At 32.3% G+C, this 17686-nt stretch carries 14 protein-coding genes; 5 read left to right on the forward strand and 9 right to left on the reverse strand.

Features of this window, described 5'->3' with window-relative positions; translation table 11 throughout:
• Nucleotides 1–46: 46 nt before the first annotated feature.
• The 9 genes from C4S35_RS10895 to C4S35_RS10935 all read right to left on the reverse strand — a co-directional run bounded on the left by C4S35_RS10895 (nucleotide 47) and on the right by C4S35_RS10935 (nucleotide 8118).
• Nucleotides 47–715 (reverse strand): ferredoxin reductase domain-containing protein, encoded by a 669-nt coding sequence (locus tag C4S35_RS10895; RefSeq protein ID WP_104000193.1) that lies wholly within the window; start codon nucleotides 713–715, stop codon nucleotides 47–49.
• A gap of 53 nt (nucleotides 716–768) precedes the next feature.
• Nucleotides 769–1659 carry an MlaD family protein gene (locus tag C4S35_RS10900; RefSeq protein ID WP_104000194.1) on the reverse strand — a complete coding sequence of 297 codons (891 nt, stop codon included), beginning with the start codon at nucleotides 1657–1659 and terminating at the stop codon, nucleotides 769–771.
• 30 nt (nucleotides 1660–1689) lie between these two features.
• Entirely contained in the window at nucleotides 1690–2466 is a 777-nt protein-coding gene (locus C4S35_RS10905) for an ABC transporter ATP-binding protein (protein ID WP_104000195.1), read from the reverse strand.
• A gap of 1 nt (nucleotide 2467) precedes the next feature.
• On the reverse strand, nucleotides 2468–3226 hold the full coding sequence (locus C4S35_RS10910; protein WP_104000196.1) for an MlaE family ABC transporter permease: 759 nt from the start codon (nucleotides 3224–3226) through the stop codon (nucleotides 2468–2470).
• A 51-nt stretch (nucleotides 3227–3277) separates the two neighbouring features.
• Entirely contained in the window at nucleotides 3278–3580 is a 303-nt protein-coding gene (locus C4S35_RS10915; protein ID WP_146059537.1) for a hypothetical protein, read from the reverse strand.
• A 153-nt stretch (nucleotides 3581–3733) separates the two neighbouring features.
• Nucleotides 3734–3925, reverse strand: coding sequence for a hypothetical protein (locus C4S35_RS10920; RefSeq protein ID WP_244175252.1), 192 nt, complete (start codon nucleotides 3923–3925; stop codon nucleotides 3734–3736).
• A gap of 66 nt (nucleotides 3926–3991) precedes the next feature.
• Nucleotides 3992–4375, reverse strand: a complete 384-nt coding sequence (locus C4S35_RS10925; protein WP_104000199.1) for a hypothetical protein — start codon at nucleotides 4373–4375, stop codon at nucleotides 3992–3994.
• A 298-nt stretch (nucleotides 4376–4673) separates the two neighbouring features.
• Nucleotides 4674–7082, reverse strand: coding sequence for a glycosyltransferase (locus C4S35_RS10930; protein ID WP_208618882.1), 2409 nt, complete (start codon nucleotides 7080–7082; stop codon nucleotides 4674–4676).
• Entirely contained in the window at nucleotides 7075–8118 is a 1044-nt protein-coding gene (locus C4S35_RS10935) for a glycoside hydrolase family 130 protein (RefSeq protein WP_104000200.1), read from the reverse strand. The genes C4S35_RS10930 and C4S35_RS10935 overlap by 8 nt, the downstream gene beginning before the upstream one ends.
• A 1520-nt stretch (nucleotides 8119–9638) precedes the next feature.
• Between C4S35_RS10935 and C4S35_RS10940 the strand changes: the two genes are divergently transcribed.
• The 5 genes from C4S35_RS10940 to C4S35_RS10960 all read left to right on the forward strand — a co-directional run bounded on the left by C4S35_RS10940 (nucleotide 9639) and on the right by C4S35_RS10960 (nucleotide 17678).
• Nucleotides 9639–10607 carry a FecR family protein gene (locus C4S35_RS10940; RefSeq protein ID WP_244175253.1) on the forward strand — a complete coding sequence of 323 codons (969 nt, stop codon included), beginning with the start codon at nucleotides 9639–9641 and terminating at the stop codon, nucleotides 10605–10607.
• On the forward strand, nucleotides 10597–11205 hold the full coding sequence (locus tag C4S35_RS10945) for a sigma-70 family RNA polymerase sigma factor (RefSeq protein ID WP_104000201.1): 609 nt from the start codon (nucleotides 10597–10599) through the stop codon (nucleotides 11203–11205). Before C4S35_RS10940 ends, C4S35_RS10945 begins: the two co-directional genes overlap by 11 nt.
• Before the next feature lie 76 nt (nucleotides 11206–11281).
• The gene (locus tag C4S35_RS10950; protein ID WP_104000202.1) at nucleotides 11282–14683 is read left to right on the forward strand and encodes a SusC/RagA family TonB-linked outer membrane protein; all 3402 of its coding nucleotides are present in this window, start codon (nucleotides 11282–11284) and stop codon (nucleotides 14681–14683) included.
• Between the two features lie 11 nt (nucleotides 14684–14694).
• The gene (locus tag C4S35_RS10955; RefSeq protein WP_104000203.1) at nucleotides 14695–16359 is read left to right on the forward strand and encodes a RagB/SusD family nutrient uptake outer membrane protein; all 1665 of its coding nucleotides are present in this window, start codon (nucleotides 14695–14697) and stop codon (nucleotides 16357–16359) included.
• A 56-nt stretch (nucleotides 16360–16415) separates the two neighbouring features.
• Nucleotides 16416–17678 carry a YdcF family protein gene (locus tag C4S35_RS10960; RefSeq protein WP_104000204.1) on the forward strand — a complete coding sequence of 421 codons (1263 nt, stop codon included), beginning with the start codon at nucleotides 16416–16418 and terminating at the stop codon, nucleotides 17676–17678.
• Nucleotides 17679–17686: the final 8 nt, after the last annotated feature.

Below are 17686 nucleotides of genomic sequence, written 5' to 3' on the forward strand. Positions count from 1 at the left end.
GGATTCACACTTTAAAACAACAATGATTTAAGACTTTTCTTATATATCAAAATTTTTCCTTTACAATGCGGTCTTTTTTGACATTTAAAACTAATAAATACTTTTCCATTGCTTCCATCATTGGTGGAGGTCCGCAGAGGTAAAATAATTCATCATCCCCTTTTAGGTTGATTTTAATAAAATTTTCATTGATTTGACCATACTCATATCCAGTACGTTTTTCTTGTGATAAAATGTTAATGAAATTATTGCCTAGTAATGCTTTAAATTCATCTTCTAATATTATATCATCTTTAGTTTTATTAGCAAAAATCAGTTTGTTATTACCAATTTTATTTATCGATTTAAGATGCCTGAAAATGGATATAAAAGGGGTAACGCCCGCTCCTCCCGCTATAAATATACCTTCACCTTTGTACGAGATATAACCAAATACTTCATGTAAAATTAACTCATCCTCTTTTTTTAATTTTAAAAGTTCGTTGGTAACTCCTTTGTGTGATGGATATATTTTTATAGTGAATTCTAAATAGTCATCCTCTGGTAGACTTGTGAAGGTGAAAGGTCTTTTTTTACTTTGCCATTCAGTTGTGTTAATTGATAACTCCGTGGCTTGTCCTGGTAAAAAGCTGTAAGCCTCCGGTTTGGTTGTTTGGATTTGCAACACATCATGTGCGACAGTTTTTATAGATTTTATTTTTACTATATTTTCCATATTAGTCTGATTTTTTTTAATAATACTTTTTAGAAAAATTTTATCTAAAAAATTTATTTTTTGACAGCAGCGGCACTATCTTCAGCCATCTTCATAGCCTTTTTCAGTTCTGCTTCTTCTTTACTATCTAATTCTTCCTGTTTTTTATCTTCGGCTTTTTCCTTTTTCTTAAAGTAACCTCTCAATAAAAAATTATGTTTTGCGGCCTCCGTAATTTCCGTAAATCCTTTGGTTGTTTCTTCGATATTTTTCATCGTAGAGTCTACCATTTTACCCATTTTCTTATCCGTCACTAATTTTGATAAAGCTCCATCTCCATTGTTCATTTTATTGGTGAATGAAGCAAATTCATTGGAAGTGGTTTCAAGGTTCAGCAGTGATTTTTTTATACTGCCGGCCATTTCTTTATCTGTCATTAATTTTGATAAAGTTCCATTTCCATTGTTCATGTTATACGTAAATTGAGCAAGTTGTGCCGTAATAATACCGGCATTATCTACGCTTTTTTTAACGCTACCCATCACATCTTCCATATCTATTGGTATTTTGGAGGCAATTAAGTCATTGTCCTCAACAATTTTAGTAGAGGCAATTCCAGGAGATATGGTTAATACTTTATCTCCCATTAATCCGTCAGAACCAATACTTGCTGTTGCGTCAGTTTTAATAAACTTTCGTACTTCATCTTTAATCACAAAGACTACTACTACAGATGAATCAGTTTTTAATTGAATATCACTTACGGTACCAATATTAATTCCGGCAAAGCGTACATTATTTCCTATTTCGAGACCACTTACACTTTTGAAATTAGATTTTAAATTAAATGTTGAACCGAAAAGATTTTTCTGTTTTCCAACAAAATATATAGTACTTACAAAAAGGACTAATCCAATTATTACAAACATTCCCAATTTCCATTGGAACCCAGATTCTTTATTCATAATTTATATTTTTAATTATTATTTTAATTTTTAAATAAAAAAAGAACGCACCCATTCGTCGTCACTTTTCTCTAATTCTTCATAGCTGCCTTCAGCATGAATTATCCCATCTTTCAAAATCATGAGTCGGTCAGCGGTGTGTTTTGCACAGGCCATATCATGAGTAATAATAATAGAAGAAGTTTTATTTTTTTTCTGTATTTCCAATATTAATTCGCTTATTTCTCGTGATGTTATCGTGTCTAATCCTGTTGTAGGTTCGTCATACAATATTATTTCAGGTTTAAGAATTAGTGTGCGTGCAAGTCCAATCCTTTTGCGCATACCGCCGGATAATTCCGAAGGCATTTTATCAATAGCATCAGCTAAGCCAACACTTTCTAGAACTTCTACGATTTGAGCCTCTAATTCTTCCGAGGATAAATTCGTTACATGTCGTTTTAAGGTAAAACCAAGGTTCTCCCGAACGCTCATCGAGTCATATAAAGCTGCATTTTGAAAAAGAAATCCAATTCTGACTCTAATCTCATTAAGCTGAGCATTATCCAGTTTGGTTATGTCCGTATCAAATACTTTTATTTTCCCTTTATCTGCAACGACCAATCCCACTACACATTTAATAGTTATTGATTTTCCAGATCCGGATTTCCCTAATATTACTAAGTTTTCTCCTTTATTTACAATTAAATTCACTCCTTTTAATACCTGATTTTTTCCAAAGGATTTATGCAAGTCTGTAATTTCTATTATTGGAGCTTCGTTAACTGGTAGGGCAGGAGTATCTATATTTTTTTTCTCTTGTATCATTTTAGAAGAATAAATCAGTTATCTGCACTGCCAACATATCAATAATGAATATAGTTAATGAAGCAGTAACTACTGCAGAGTTTGCTGCTAAACCAACGCTTTCAGTTCCGTTAGCGGCAGTAAATCCTTTATAACAGCCAATCATTCCAATAAAAAAACCAAAGAAAAATGTTTTAATTGTTGCTGGTACAATATCTAAAAAGGCTAACGATTCAAAAACTTGAGAGGTATAGCGGGTTAGATTAATTTCGCTATGCATATTCACGCCAATATATCCTCCTAACATCCCAATAGCATCAGCAAATATCACTAAAATAGGAATCATAAGCGTAGTGGCTAAAATTCTTGTAACTACCAGGTATTTAAAAGGATTAATAGCTGCTACTTCCATAGCATCAATTTGTTCAGTAACTTTCATTGAACCTAGTTCGGCCCCAATACCTGACGAAACTTTCCCGGCACAGATTAAGGCTGTAATCACTGGAGCAATCTCTCTTATTAGAGAAAGGGCGACCATTCCTGGCAGCCAGGATTCAGCTCCAAATTTTGCCAATGTTGGTCTCGATTGAAGCGTAAGTACCAATCCCATAATAAAGCCTGTAATTGCCACTAATGGTAAGGATTTATATCCAATAACGTAACATTGCTTAACGAACTCTTTGAATTCATAAGGAGGTTTAAAAACTTCTTTGAAAAAGCGCGTCGCAAACAGCGAAACTTTACCTACATCGTTAAAAGTATTCTTTAAATAAATAATCAAAATAATATATTTATTGGGTTAGTAAATTATATACTGTTATTACGTTTTCTTTTAAATTGGGAAAAGAACCGCACTCATTTGTTCATTGGGCACATCGTGTAATTTAACATTACTACGATAATAATCCACCAATTTATTAGGGACTAATAAAGAAGCAGTTGTATGCAAAATAGAGACAAATAAATGATGAATTATAAAAATGGCAGGTAACAATATCACCAAATTCAGTAAAGGTGAAAAGGAGAGTGTAATTTGGAAAATAAAATTAATCATCAGCAAATAAACTATAAGGCAAATAGTGTATTGCTTTCTTAACTCTTTACGATTACTTTGAATTGATTTTTTTGTATTCATATATTTGGTGTAAGATGTTTAGGTCACCTAAATATCAGCAGGCAAATATCATCAGGATTACAATTTTTTGATTTACATAACTTTTGTTAAATGTTATATTATTCACAGATTTAATGTAAAAATAATGGCAATTAATTAGCTGTTAATCAAATTTCAATCTTTTTTCTTACTTGATACAATGAGAACAATGCCTCCAACAGCTAATACTATTCCAACAATTGGGGACCAATTTATAGGATGATTTACCTCTTTATTTACTTGAATTGGACCAAAGTCTACCACTTTTTCAGTAGTAACATAATTGAAACCAGTATACGCCATCATAACTATTCCTATTATGACCATTGCTATTCCTAAATTTTTTAATTGCATGTTTTTATTGTTTATCAGGGAAATATGTTCTTTTATAAATTAAGCATGTGAAAAATATTCTTGTACAAAAGCATGCTGTTGATTCTCGGTCATTTTATCGGTATTTTTTATTTCGAATTTTATTTTAAGAAAACGAATGTCTTCACTTATAAGATCAAAAAACTCGATTTTAGCATTAGTAGGACCAAAGAGTATTACTTGTTCATAATCTTTTATAGCTTCACTCAATTTCTTATAATAATCTAAAAGAAGTTTTTTCTTTTTATTGTGCATTGTTTTTTCGCTCACAGACGATCTTTCTTTTTTTACTTCATTTGTCAATTTTGATTCGATCGTTACTATCTCAAAATGTTTAGAAGTAAATTCCATTAAATGGGCAATAGAATGATCCATCCAAATTCCTAATCTTTTTGACCTTTTCATGATGATTTTTTTAATTTTTTATAAAATATGAAATCACAAATAAACTACCTATAATTATTTAATTACAATAGTCTAAAGTTCAAGCATTTAAAGTAAAAAATAGTATAAAACTTCATATTAAATTTATATAATTCACATATTTTTAAATTTAAAATTCAATTATAAAAGGATAATTTTCGTTAGAAAATGTATAAAGAACGGTTAATTTTGAAATAAAAACGATTCAGATGTACTTTTATTTGCTCCATAAAGTTTCAAAGAATACTTGATCTTACGTTTTACTAATGCAACTAAAGGGTTAAAATCGATTAATATGTTTTATTTTTGATCGAAGAAATTTTAAAGATTTATTTTGATTTACAGTGCGGATAGGAATGTTTTTTTCTACTCTTTTTAAAGATTTTTCTAATACTAATCTTGCCATCAAATAACTCACTGTTGATTCGGCACCTTGATTCAGATTTATATAATCCTCTTCTAATCCATCATAACATCCTCCAGTGCAAGGATTATAAATAATTTGGTGTAAATGATTGTTTCCTAAAAACCAATCAAACGCTATTACCATTTTTTGAAAGTAGTCTTCATTTTTAAAAACAGCATCAAATTTATTTAATGCAAGAATAGTATAAGCAACATCAATTGGTTGCTCACCACCTATAGGACTCGTAGCTGATTTATTTTCTTTGTTTAACCATCCTTTATTAGAAATTACGTGAATGCTATTTTTTGTAAAAATTTTGGAAAGAAGAAAGTCAAAGGATGATTTTGCAATTTCCTTATAAATTAATTTATCTGTGGCTAACCAAGCACAAAGCATCGCTTCTGGTAAAATACTGTTGCCATAAGTAAGATAACTTTCAAACCAATTCCATTCCTTATCTGCTTCGTGTTTGTACATTTGTACTAATCTGTCAGCTAATTTTTTAATTATAGAAATGTTTTGATCTGAAGCTCTTTTTGTATTGTAATAATAGACTCCTTTGATTATGAAAGCCATTGATCGAGTGGAGTGAATTTCAAAAACATTTCGCAAGGCACTTTGAATGGTAATAGAAGCATCTTTAGCTAATTCTTCGGGAAGTATATTGCTAATTGAATTTAGATAACCTAAAGCCCAGATAGCTCTTCCATTTGAATCTTCTAGGTTTGTAGTATTATTTTGTTTTGTGAAATTGTATTCTTCGTCTACATAATTTAGAAAATATCCATCAGGTTGCAAACAATATTTTATAAAATCGAAATAAATTTGGATGTATTTTAAATCATTATAATCCTTTGTCAATTCATATTGTTGACATAGGGCAACCATAGCTCTAGCATTGTCATCTAACGTGTATCCGGAATCAATATCCGGTTGATTGATGATTGAAAATTGAATCATTCCAAAATGAGTAGTTAGCTTTTTTATATGGTCCAGATTAACAATGGGAATTTTATAATGTAAGGAGATATTTTCTTCTCCAATTTTCTCAAATAACATAGCATGGGCAATTGCTGCATTCTCCCAAGCTGTAGGAGCAATTCTATGCAAGCCGTTTGCGCTGATATTCTTTCTCAATTGTTCATTATGCAATAGAATATTAGTTTTTTTAGCTAATTGTTTCGAATCGTTAAAATCAATAATAATTCCTGCATTATTCTTCAATACTTCACATGCATGAGGAATAGGCGTTGAAATAATTGGACAACCACAACTAATAGCGTAAGAAAAAGTCCCACTCACAGCTTGATTTGGATCATTGGAAGTAAATAAGTAAATATCAGTTAGTTGTAAGAGTTCTAATAATTCTGGTAATGGTAAAAAACAATTTATAAAACGAACATGATCCAGAAGTTGCAAGTTCTCGATTTTCGCTTCTAACATTAAGCGGTATTTTTCACCTTCTTCTTTCGCTACCGATGGATGTGTTTTTCCAATAATTAAAAATAATACGTCTTTATTCTTTTTTACTATTTCAGGCAATGCTTCTAAAGTAGTTTGAATGCTTTTTCCAGAGCTTAATAATCCAAAAGTCGAAAGTATTTTCTTTCCAGTTAATTTGTATTTAATTTTCAATTCCTCTTTATCGGAATGCGGTACTAAATGAGTTCCATGCTGAATTATTGTGATTTTATCTATTGGAACATTATAATCTCTCACTAATAGCTTTGCAGCTGAATTCGTCATTACAATAACAGCATGCGCTTCTCTGGCTATTTCTTGAACATTCACTTCTAATGATGCATTAGGCCGGGGCAATACAGTATGGAAAACAACGATTACTGGTTTTTGAAGTGTTTTTATAAACTGTTTTAAATCAGCTTCATTGTTTTTAAATAATCCAAATTCATGCTGAATCAATACCATTTGCAAGTTGACATTACTATTAATTTGATTGGCCAAATTGATAAAGGCATTCGGATGATCTGTATTGAGGATGTACTTTATAGCATCATTATAAGTATGTTGCTCATTATCCGATTCCAAAGCACAAATTTTTATTTTAAAAGAATTTTTGAATTTATTATTCAGCGCTTTAATCAAATCTTGGGAATAGGTTGCAATACCGCACTCACGAGGAGGATAGGTTGTCATAAACAAAATTTCAGGCAACTCCTTTTTTGTGTTTGGGTATAGTAAATTATTTAACTCATTCACATAGGTATTTTTTGCAATACTTACAGTTCGTATACTTTGGGGTTTAACGATGATTTTATTATTCATGATCTATTGTATTTAGCATTAGTTCTTTAAGCAATTCTGTTTGATTAAGTGAGGCACAGCCTACACGCTCATCTGCGGCACCATAATAGATGTACAGTGTATCTCCAAATAAAGCAGTACCGGAAGGGAAACATACATTATTCACTTCACCTTTTAATTCCCAACTTAATTCCGGTTTAAATAAGGGATAGGGCAATCGAGCAATTTCTTTCTGGGGATCATCTAAGTCAAGTAATGATGCACAGGCAGAATAAACATAACCTTTTACAGTATCTTCTACTCCATGATAGATTAACAGCCAACCCAATTCCGTTTCAATAGGTGGGCAGCCTCCTCCTGTATAACTTGATTCATGGTCGTATTGTGGAGCTAAGACAATAGTATCTTCAAAATCAATAAAATAATTTTTCCAGAATTTAGGTGTTAGTTCCATTAATTCATTTACTGCAACAACGATTTGGATATCGGGCTTTATTCGATGCAAAAAACACAGCATTCCATTTATCCTTCGAGGAAAGAAAATTAAATTTTTATCCCAGAGCAGCACTTTTTCACCTTCTTTTTTTTGAACATCTTTCTGTCGATTATAACGAAAGTATTTTTCACTTTTTGGGTCATCAGAGTCAGAAAATTTAACAAATTGCTGATAGGTTATTTGCGCTACGATTATACCTTGTTTTTCCCATTCGATTAAATCTTTAGATAAAGCTAAAGCACCTAAAGCATTTATACCATCATACGCAGTATAGGTAAGGTAATATAAATCATCGATTTTTACAATTCGCGGATCTTCAACACCATGTGATTCATAATCAAATTCAGAAATAATAATAGGAGTGTCATTTCTATTTTCAACAATAAGAGGCCCGTCTAGTTTACTATAGCCAATACTCGAAAAATTCCCATTGCTAACCGCCCTATAAAATAGATGGACATTATTACCCTCTTTTATTGATGCAGGATTTAATACACCTTCATTTTCAAAATCAAGTAGTGTTTTTTGAATTATAACACCTTCTTTTTTAACTTCTATCATGACAAATGTTGTAAAAAAAAATTTTAACTATTTTTAAGTAATAATTATATTTTTGATTGATATCTACTGTTCACTAAAAATATAAAGGTCTGTTTCTCATTTAATATATGTGTTATATAAATTTTTAAATTAGTTATACTATTTACAGTTTTTAATCGAAAGGCTATTTTATCTTCTTAAAACTAAAATTTGAATTATTGCCAAAAAAAAGGGGGCTCTTGGTAACAATATCTCTTACGTGCCCAGATAAAACCGTATCTTTTTCTCGTATTCATAATTTTATTTTGATAACAATATAAATATGTGATCGTAAATGATTTCGTAATTTATAAATTTCAGTTTTTTTAAATATTAAAAATGGTAGAGAACCTTGCAATATATTTGTATCTTTTTAAGTGTAAAAAAAGTAAATAAAAATAATAATTTACAGAATTATTTGGATTTAGGATTTTGACAGAATATTTATTTCGATGATAAATTAAAAGAGAATATCGGTCTATTTTATGTTATTTTTCAACAACGAACTTTTTCTTTGATGGTTTTCATTTTCCATATCTAATAAATGTAATTCTTCGACTGATAAATCTTTTTTTGCCAACAAAGCTGAATGTTCATGGAATTTTTAAAATACTTTCAAATCATCTTCGCCAATGTTTTCAATTGATACTACTGGCAAACTTTTGAGCTATTATAAGCTCGTTTAATTTTAAATGCAGCGCAATAGACTAGCCATTGAACAGGTTGTTTGAAAATTTTAAGTTGATTTGGCGAGACCCTAATTTTAGATATTTCTAGGGTCTCGATTTTACCTCTTAAAAGATGAGATTAGATGAATAATTTGATTATGTCATAAAAGCAAAAACCTACTAAATCATATGATTTACGGGGTTATGATACCATTTGTTTTTGTACTAGTTGAGAAAGAGGGATTTGTTTCTCTCTTTATGTCAGTGTTTACGATGCGCAAACTATTTTAAAACAAGGGCTCGATTTTACTCCTACAATTTATAGGTAAAAAATCATGTAATCTTATCGAACTAAAGATATTGATAATTAAAGGTTTATCAAAATAAAAACAGATCTTTCATGGTTTAAAATTTGAATTAGAGGACTACTATTATTGAACTGGTATGGATTCAAAATTTAGTTCCCTAAAACATAATTTCTATCCAATAATAAAATTTGACCTATTCCATTTTTAAACAGGTGTATTGCCAGAACTTTTCTATGCTTGCAAATCCATTCTCGATTTTGTTCCGTTCCGTCCTGATGGTTTGCAACAATCAAATGATTTGTCAATATAGATTCGTATTTCTATCGGGTCGAGGTTTAAGTTCTTAGTCACTTTTAAGAGTTAGTGATTTTATCAAAACATACTTTTTTAAACGAGCATCTATTTCCACTATAAATCGACTATTAACAATTCATTAACAATATCGTGTCGATTTGATGGTATTGAAAACTAGGGGTGTTTCTCTTATTTTGACTCCTATAAGCAAAGGGAAATATTTATGTTGAATGTGAGTCAGAAGGAAAAAAAATGTGTGCGGTATCTTGCCTGTGAAATGTCAAAAGCAGAGCGATCTGTATTTGAAATCGAATTGTCTTTAGATGATGATCTACGTGCTGTTTTTGAAAATTTTAAAACCATTTGGATAAATTATCCCAGTAGTGAATTGCCAGAACGAACGATTTCTTTTGAGGAAATTCTGAATCAATATAATAGACCAGAAAAACTTAAATCTGTAAAAGTTTCCATAAAAAAAAAGGCAGTTCTTTCTATGGCTTTCCTTTTGGTTTTTTGTCTGGGCCCTTATTTCATTGGAATGAAACAATCTGAATATACTAATCGTAAAATTGCATCTAAAGGTCAGCGGCTTACTTTTATTTTACCGGATAGCAGTACTGTTATTTTAAATTCGGGTAGTGAAGTAAAATACTCCAACGATTTTAGGGAACAAAGAGCTATTTGGTTAAAAGGAGAAGCTTTTTTCAAAGTGACAAAAAATAGTGATTCCCCTTTCATTGTCCATACTAATGATTTTAATGTGAAAGTTTTAGGAACCGAGTTTAATATTAATAGCAATACCATTAATCAAACGGTTTCTTTAGCAAAAGGAAAGGTAAATATAGTTCTCAATGAAAGTAAGGATGAAATTAACCTTTTACCAAATGAAGAATTGGTTTGGAATGCCAAAACCAAAGCCGTTATCAAAAGGAACTTTGACGTTAATAAGGTTGCTGCATGGAAAGATAATATACTCCTTCTGGACGATGAGAAATTTGAAGACGCACTCCCAAAAATCAATCAATTCTATGGCGTAAATTTTATCATAAAAGACGCTTTCATTGCAAATAAGCGTATTAAAGGGGCTTTTAAAAACCAGACCATTGACGAATTTATAACTTCTTTAGAGTTTATTTCAGATGTGAGTTTTAAAAAAACCAGTCAAAATAACATTGAGATAACTCGTCGTCATGAAAATTAATCAAACAAAAATGGGCAATAGTGATTGTTTTTCAGACGATTATTTATTTCAGCAAATTCAGAATGGGCAATATGAGGCGATGCAACTTTTCTTTAATAGGTATTATACTCCTTTGTGCCGTTTTGGATTAAATTATGAATCGAACCCTTGCGTTGTCGAAGAAAAAGTCGCTGATATTTTTATTCAGTTGTGGACCAACAGAAATATTCTTGATAAAATTAAAAACCCTAAATCTTATATTTATGTAATAGTGAAAAACAGTTTAAAAACAGTACGGAAATCAGAACAGTTTCACCAACAAATTGACGAAGAAAAAACTATAAATTTTATGTTTTCGCCTAGTAGGGAACAAGAGATTATTGAAAATGAACAAAAAGAAATGAACACCAATTTGATACGTGAAATATTAGATATTATTCCTAAAAAATCGCGTCAGGCATTTGAACTCAGCAGAATTGATGGTTTAAAATACAAAGAAATTGCGGAAATTTTAAACGTCACTCCCAAAACGGTTGAAAATCATATAGCCATTGCACTTAAATATATTAGTAAAGCTTTGGAATCCTATAAAAAGAGAGGCTTGTTAAACTCTATCTAATAATTAGTTGAAAAAACTGATTTTTTTAAGACCAGTTTTAGTTTGTTAAAAACAATAATAAATAATTATACATAAAATGAAACAAAAAATTATACTAACCTTATCCTTATTACTACTATTTGGTGTTGGGGTCATTTATTCAAAAACTTCGAAAACAAACATTGTCGAAGGAAATATAATTAAAAAAGAAAAGATCAATTTAAACTTAAAAGACGCTTCTGTAAAGCAAATTTTCACTCTTATAGAACAGCAAATAAACAATAAGTTTATTTATATGTCAGACCAAAATTTTCTTCAAAAGAAAATTTCTATCACCATATATAACCAAGATTTAAATCAAGTATTAGCGGTTTTAAAAACCAAAGTGAGTCTTGATTTTAAGATTACTAAAAATGGTGTTTTAGTAAAAGAAGTGATTGGGATTATTCCAAAAAGCACTACAAAAAAGAATCAGGAAAACCGAAAAATCACTGGTGTGGTTTTAGATGAATCTAATTTGCCTATTCCCGGAGCTTCTGTATTTGTAGCAGGAACAACTATAGCGACAAGCACTGATTTCGACGGAAAATTTACGATTAATGTTCCTGCAAATACAACGATTTTGTCGGTTAGTTACATCGGATTTGAGACAAAAGAAATCAACATTGAAAACCAGACAGAAATAAAAGTCATGCTTTTTGAATCGGCTTCTCAATTAGACGAAGTTGTAGTAGTGGGTTACGGTACAGAACAACGAAGAAATGTTACCGGCTCAGTTTCTTCAGTAAAAATGAAAGAGATTGTATCACAGCCTAAAGCGAATGTAACTGAAATGCTGGAAGGTCGTTTGCCCGGTGTTCAAATCATGAGTGACAATAGCCCAGGAGGCGGTTCATCTATACGGGTACGCGGGTTTAGCACCATTAACAATAATGATCCGTTGGTAATTATTGATGGGGTTCCTGCTTCCAATGGTTTAAATGGGATCAATCCATCCGATATAGCAACGCTTCAAGTATTAAAGGATGCTGCCTCGTCTTCAATTTATGGTTCTCGTGCCGCTAATGGAGTTGTCGTTATAACTACTAAAAAAGGAGGAAAAAATGGTAAAACTGAAATACAATTTGATGGATATTCCGGTGTTCAGTCAGCCTTTAATTTACCTACGATGTTGAATGCGCAGCAGTATGGAGATTTACTTTGGCAAGCCACTAAAAATGATAATAAAATACCAGCTAGTGGTGTTTATGGTAGTAATCCCAACTCACCAACAATTCCAGCTTTTCTTAACGCTGCCAATACGATTCCCAGTGGTGATGTAAAATGGATTAATGAAATCATGCGACCAGCAGCGGTTCATTCCTATAATTTATCGCTGTCAAAAGGTGATGAAAAAAGTCAACATGCTTTTACACTTGGATATTTTAATCAGGAAGGAATTATAAAGCACACTGGATTTGAGCGTTTTTCTGCGCGATTTAATTCTAGTTATAAAGTAAAAGATTTTCTGACTATCGGCGAAAACTTCACGGCTTCTTATTCCGAGCAAGTTGCAACTGGAACTAATAGCTCTTTGGGAAGCATTGTTTACAATGCCTTACAGTTTCCTTCGATTGTTCCGGTGTATGATACATACGGAAATTTTGCGGGTAACCCAATCAATGATATTTCGAATCCATTAGGAAGTTTAACGCGGGCTAAAGACAATAACCAAAAGCGGATTCAGGCTTTAGGTAATGTATTTGCCAGTGCAAAAATCAGTGATTTTACTTTTAAAACTTCTTTGGGACTGGACTTTCAAAGTTTTAATTACAGAGATTTTTCACCTGTTTTTAATGAGATTCTTTCGCAAAATGTAAAAAATTCATTAACGACAAGCAACAATTTTAATTATCAACTTACGATATCCAATACTTTAAACTACCAAAAACAATTTGGTCAACACAATCTGGATGTTCTTTTAGGACAAGAAGCGATAAAATATTATTATGAAGGTTTTGGTGCTTCTCGCCAAAATTTCCTGTATGAAGATCCAAATTTCAGATATCTAAGTTACGGAACTGAAAATCAATTAAACACGGGAACTGCAAATGAATGGGCTTTAAACTCCTATTTTGGTCGTGTAAATTACAATTTCAATCAAAAATATATTGTAAGTGCTACCGTTAGAAGGGATGGAACTTCAAGATTAGCCAATAACAACTGGGGTACTTTTCCGGCAGTCTCTGGGGGATGGAGATTAGATAAGGAAGAATTTTTTGATTTTGGAGATACGTTTACTTCATTTTTACTTCGTGCCAGTTGGGGACAAACCGGGAATCAACAATTGCCTTCCTATTCTACGGTTGATAGTTATTCCAATAACAATAATTATTCTGATTATGCTATTGGAGGTCAAAATGTAGTTTCAACAGGATTAACACAAACGCGAGTTTCGAATGCGAATTTATCTTGGGAAACTACTACTCAAAAAACAATTGGATTGGATCTTGGTTTTTTTGATAATAAATTAAATGTTACGGCAGAATATTACAACAAAGAGACTAATGATATTCTGGTTTATAATGTAATTCCTTTAACTTATGGAGGTACAAATGACGGACAATGGATTAATGACGGGCAAATGAAAAACCGCGGTTTTGAATTGGATTTAAACTATGCAGATAAAATTAGTGATTTCTCCTATGATCTTGCTTTGAATTTGACGGGATACAAAAATGAATTGACCACTTTGAACAGCGTTGCTTATTTAGGAATTCCTAGTTCTTCTTTGCACACAGTGAATTTTGGTCAGGAAATCTCCAGAAGTGCCATTGGACAACCAATTGGATCTTTTTACGGATTTGTTTCCGAAGGCTTATTTCGCAGTCAACAAGAAGTTGCCGATTATGGGATGCAACCCAATGCACAAGCGGGAGATCTTAAATTTAAAGATGTTAACGGTGATGGACTAATTAACAATAATGATAGAGCTTTTATAGGTTCTCCGCATCCGGATATTATGTTGGGTTTTAACATCAATTTAAAATTCAAACAGTTTGATTTAGGAATGTTTTTTAACGGAAGTTTTGGAAACGATATTTATAATCTGACAAAATACAAAACTAATTTCTTTAATCAGGCTGCTTACAATAAAGATAGTGCATTATTAGGCGCCTGGACGATTGACAATCCTAATTCTTCTATTCCAAGATTGTCCTTAGATGACAGAAATAACAACATTCGACCTTCTTCGTATTATGTAGAAGATGGTTCGTATTTTAAATTAAACAATTTACAATTGGGTTATACTTTTGCTCCAGAAGTTCTAGCTGGAATGAAATTACGTTTGTATGGACAGGCGAGTAATGTATTTACGATTACCAAATACAGTGGTTTGACACCACAAATTGGGCTGCAAAGTTATTCTTCAAGCAACCGAAATCTTGATATAGGTATCGATAGAGGAATTTATCCCACTTCACGAACATTTACTTTTGGCTGTAATTTAAACTTTTAAATTTAAAAATAATGCGAATAAAAAACACAATAAAAATACTAGCTTTTCTAGTTTTAGGACTTCAAATGAGTTCTTGTTCTGATACATTTTTACAAGAAATTACCTATGGTGAAGTTGATCCTTCCGAAATGACGAAGCCGGCTAATGTGGAACGCGCCATTATATCTGCGTACAGCGTTTTAAACGGACAAATTGACGGAGCCTCAAATGCCCTTAATTCACCAAGTTCGAATTGGAGTTTTGGAGATGTCACTTCGGATGACAGTTACAAAGGCGGTGGTGGAACTGGAGATCAGAACAATATTCACCAAATGGAAATTTACAACGAAAATTCTACCACGCTGGATATAGAACGTAAATGGGTGGCACTTTACGAAGGGGTGAAACGGGCAAACGAAGCAATGCGTTTATTACATGCATCGTCTGAATTTGAAGCCAGTTTGAAAGTCAAACGAATGGCAGAATTACGATTCTTAAGAGGTCATTTTTATTTTGAGTTAAAAAAAATATACAATCGTATCCCCTATATTGATGAAACGGCGGCTATAGTGGCTGATTACGCCAAATCCAATACGACTTTCAGCTCCGATGAGTTATGGACTAAAATCGAGAATGATTTTAAATTAGCCTATGCCGATTTACCCGTTACACAAACAGAGTTGGGACGACCAACCAAAATTGCGGCTAAATCCTATTTGGCTAAATGTTATGTTTTCCAAAACAAATGGCAATTGGCTTACGACACTACTACTGAAATAATGACTAGTAATTATGGCTTACTAGCTGATTTTCAGCAAATATTTTTACCGGAAAATGATAATAACAAGGAAGTTATTTTTGCTATACAACATTCTGTAAAAGATGGTCAACCTAATTCTTACAACGGAAGTATAGGAGATCGTTTGTCAGCTCCAGGAGGTCCATTTTATTCTCAATACGGTTTTCACCGTCCTACACAGAATCTGGTGAATGCCTATAAAACGAATGTTTTCGGTTTACCAGTAGAAAACAACATCAACGTAGTATCCACTGATAATGTTGATCCACGTATCGATGTTACAATAGGACGTCCGGGAATTCCTTACAAGGATTTAGGCATTTTATACCAAGACAGCTGGGCAAGAGATTTGGCAACGTATGGTGCCTTTGCTCCTAAAAAGCGAATTGTTTCTGCTAAATCTGCTTTTCATGTTACTGTTTGGCCTTATGTAAATGCTCTGAATTACTATATTATTAGATATGCTGAGGTTGTTTTATGGAGAGCAGAGGCCGCTGTAGAAATTGGAAAAATAGATGATGCGCGAATTTTAGTGAATCAAATTCGGAATCGTGCCGCTAATTCTGCTTATGTAAAAACATTAGATGGAAGCGCAAATGCTGCAAATTACAATGTTAAACCGTATAACATTATTTGGACCGATAAAATTGCCGCAAGAGCAGCAGTACATTTAGAAACCCGTTTAGAATTGGCTATGGAAGGCCACCGTTTCTTTAATTTGGTTCGATGGGGAGAAGCAGATACTGTTCTAAATACGTATCTAACCGTAGAGAAAACAAGAAGAACGCATTTGACAAATGCTGTGTTTACCAAAGGGGAAAACGAATATTTTCCAATACCACAGCGGTATATTGATGCATTGCCAATCGGTACAGTAACCCAAAATAAAGGTTTTTAAAAAATTAAAATAAATTGGGCAATCTTTTTGATTGCCCAATTTTTTATTAGAAAAAGATGAGAAAAATAATTTACCTGTTACTTGCGCTTATTTATATTTCAGGCTTCAGCCAAAAAGAAAAAGGATTTGAATTGGATTATTCCACTTCTAAATCGGGTTCATTGATTCAGGACAAGAATTTTTATTTGTTGACTGCTATTCAAAACGATAAAGCCGTTAATCAACTGCTGCAAAAGAATAGTGTTTTTAAAACAATTTTTAAGAATAAGCAGCAAGAGATTGGTTCCAAACTAACGTCCTGCAAAGACAGTATTTCATGCTTGATTAGTGGGTATCAATTTGAAGAAAAAGAACTTAAAAATATTGATGGGGAATTTCAAATTTTGATGAAAGACGAAAAGGTACTTCAAGATTTTGTAAAAAATAATTTGCGTTCTTCTGGGAAATACGAGAATTTTAAAAACAGTACCGATACGGAATTATTATTAAAAGCATGGCAACTTTGTGCTCAGGGGATGGATCGTATCATGAAGGTATATGGTCTTGGGGAAGCCCCGCAATATGCTAAAATGGATTCGGTTTCTTATGACGTACGGTCTAAATTTTACAAAGGATCTGTTATTATGTGGTCTGATTTTCTTCACAATAAGAAGCCGAAAGGAAATATGTTGTTTTTTCAGGAAAGTCTGGAATTCAGTTTATCGCTTTTGTATATGAACCATCGGGATGAAGTGGCTCGCTACGAACCGTTGGAGGAAAAGGAGAATAAGAAGACAATTGCCCATATAAAAAAAATTGATTTTGATGCTTTTGAATACGCGTCCGTTTTAATTTTGGGTAACGGGCCAGAAAATTATCAGGACCGATTGTCTGCCATTGGAAAACTAAATCTGCAATTGGGTGTGCTGGAATATGAAGCCAAGAAAGCTCCTTTAATTATTGTTTCCGGAGGTCATGCCCATCCATTTAGAGCTACTTTTTGTGAAGCGATCGAAATGAAAAAAGAACTGATGAATGTGCATCATATTCCCGAAGAAAATATTCTTATTGATCCTTTTGCGAGACATACCACAACTAATTTGCGTAATGCAGCCAGATTAATGATTGCATATCAAATGCCGCTTGACAAAAAAAGTATCGTCGTTACAAATAGTAACCATAGTAATTATGTGGGAAATGCAAATTTTAATTCGCGTTGTATGGAAGAATTGGGTTATTTGCCCGCAGTTATTTTAAAAAGATTAAATTCGACTGCGATAGAATTTCTACCCAATGCGGAATCCTTGCATCAAAATCCAATTGATCCATTGGATCCATAAATATATAT

The sequence above is a fragment of the Flavobacterium urumqiense genome, from assembly GCF_900108015.1.
GTDB lineage: Bacteria > Bacteroidota > Bacteroidia > Flavobacteriales > Flavobacteriaceae > Flavobacterium > Flavobacterium urumqiense.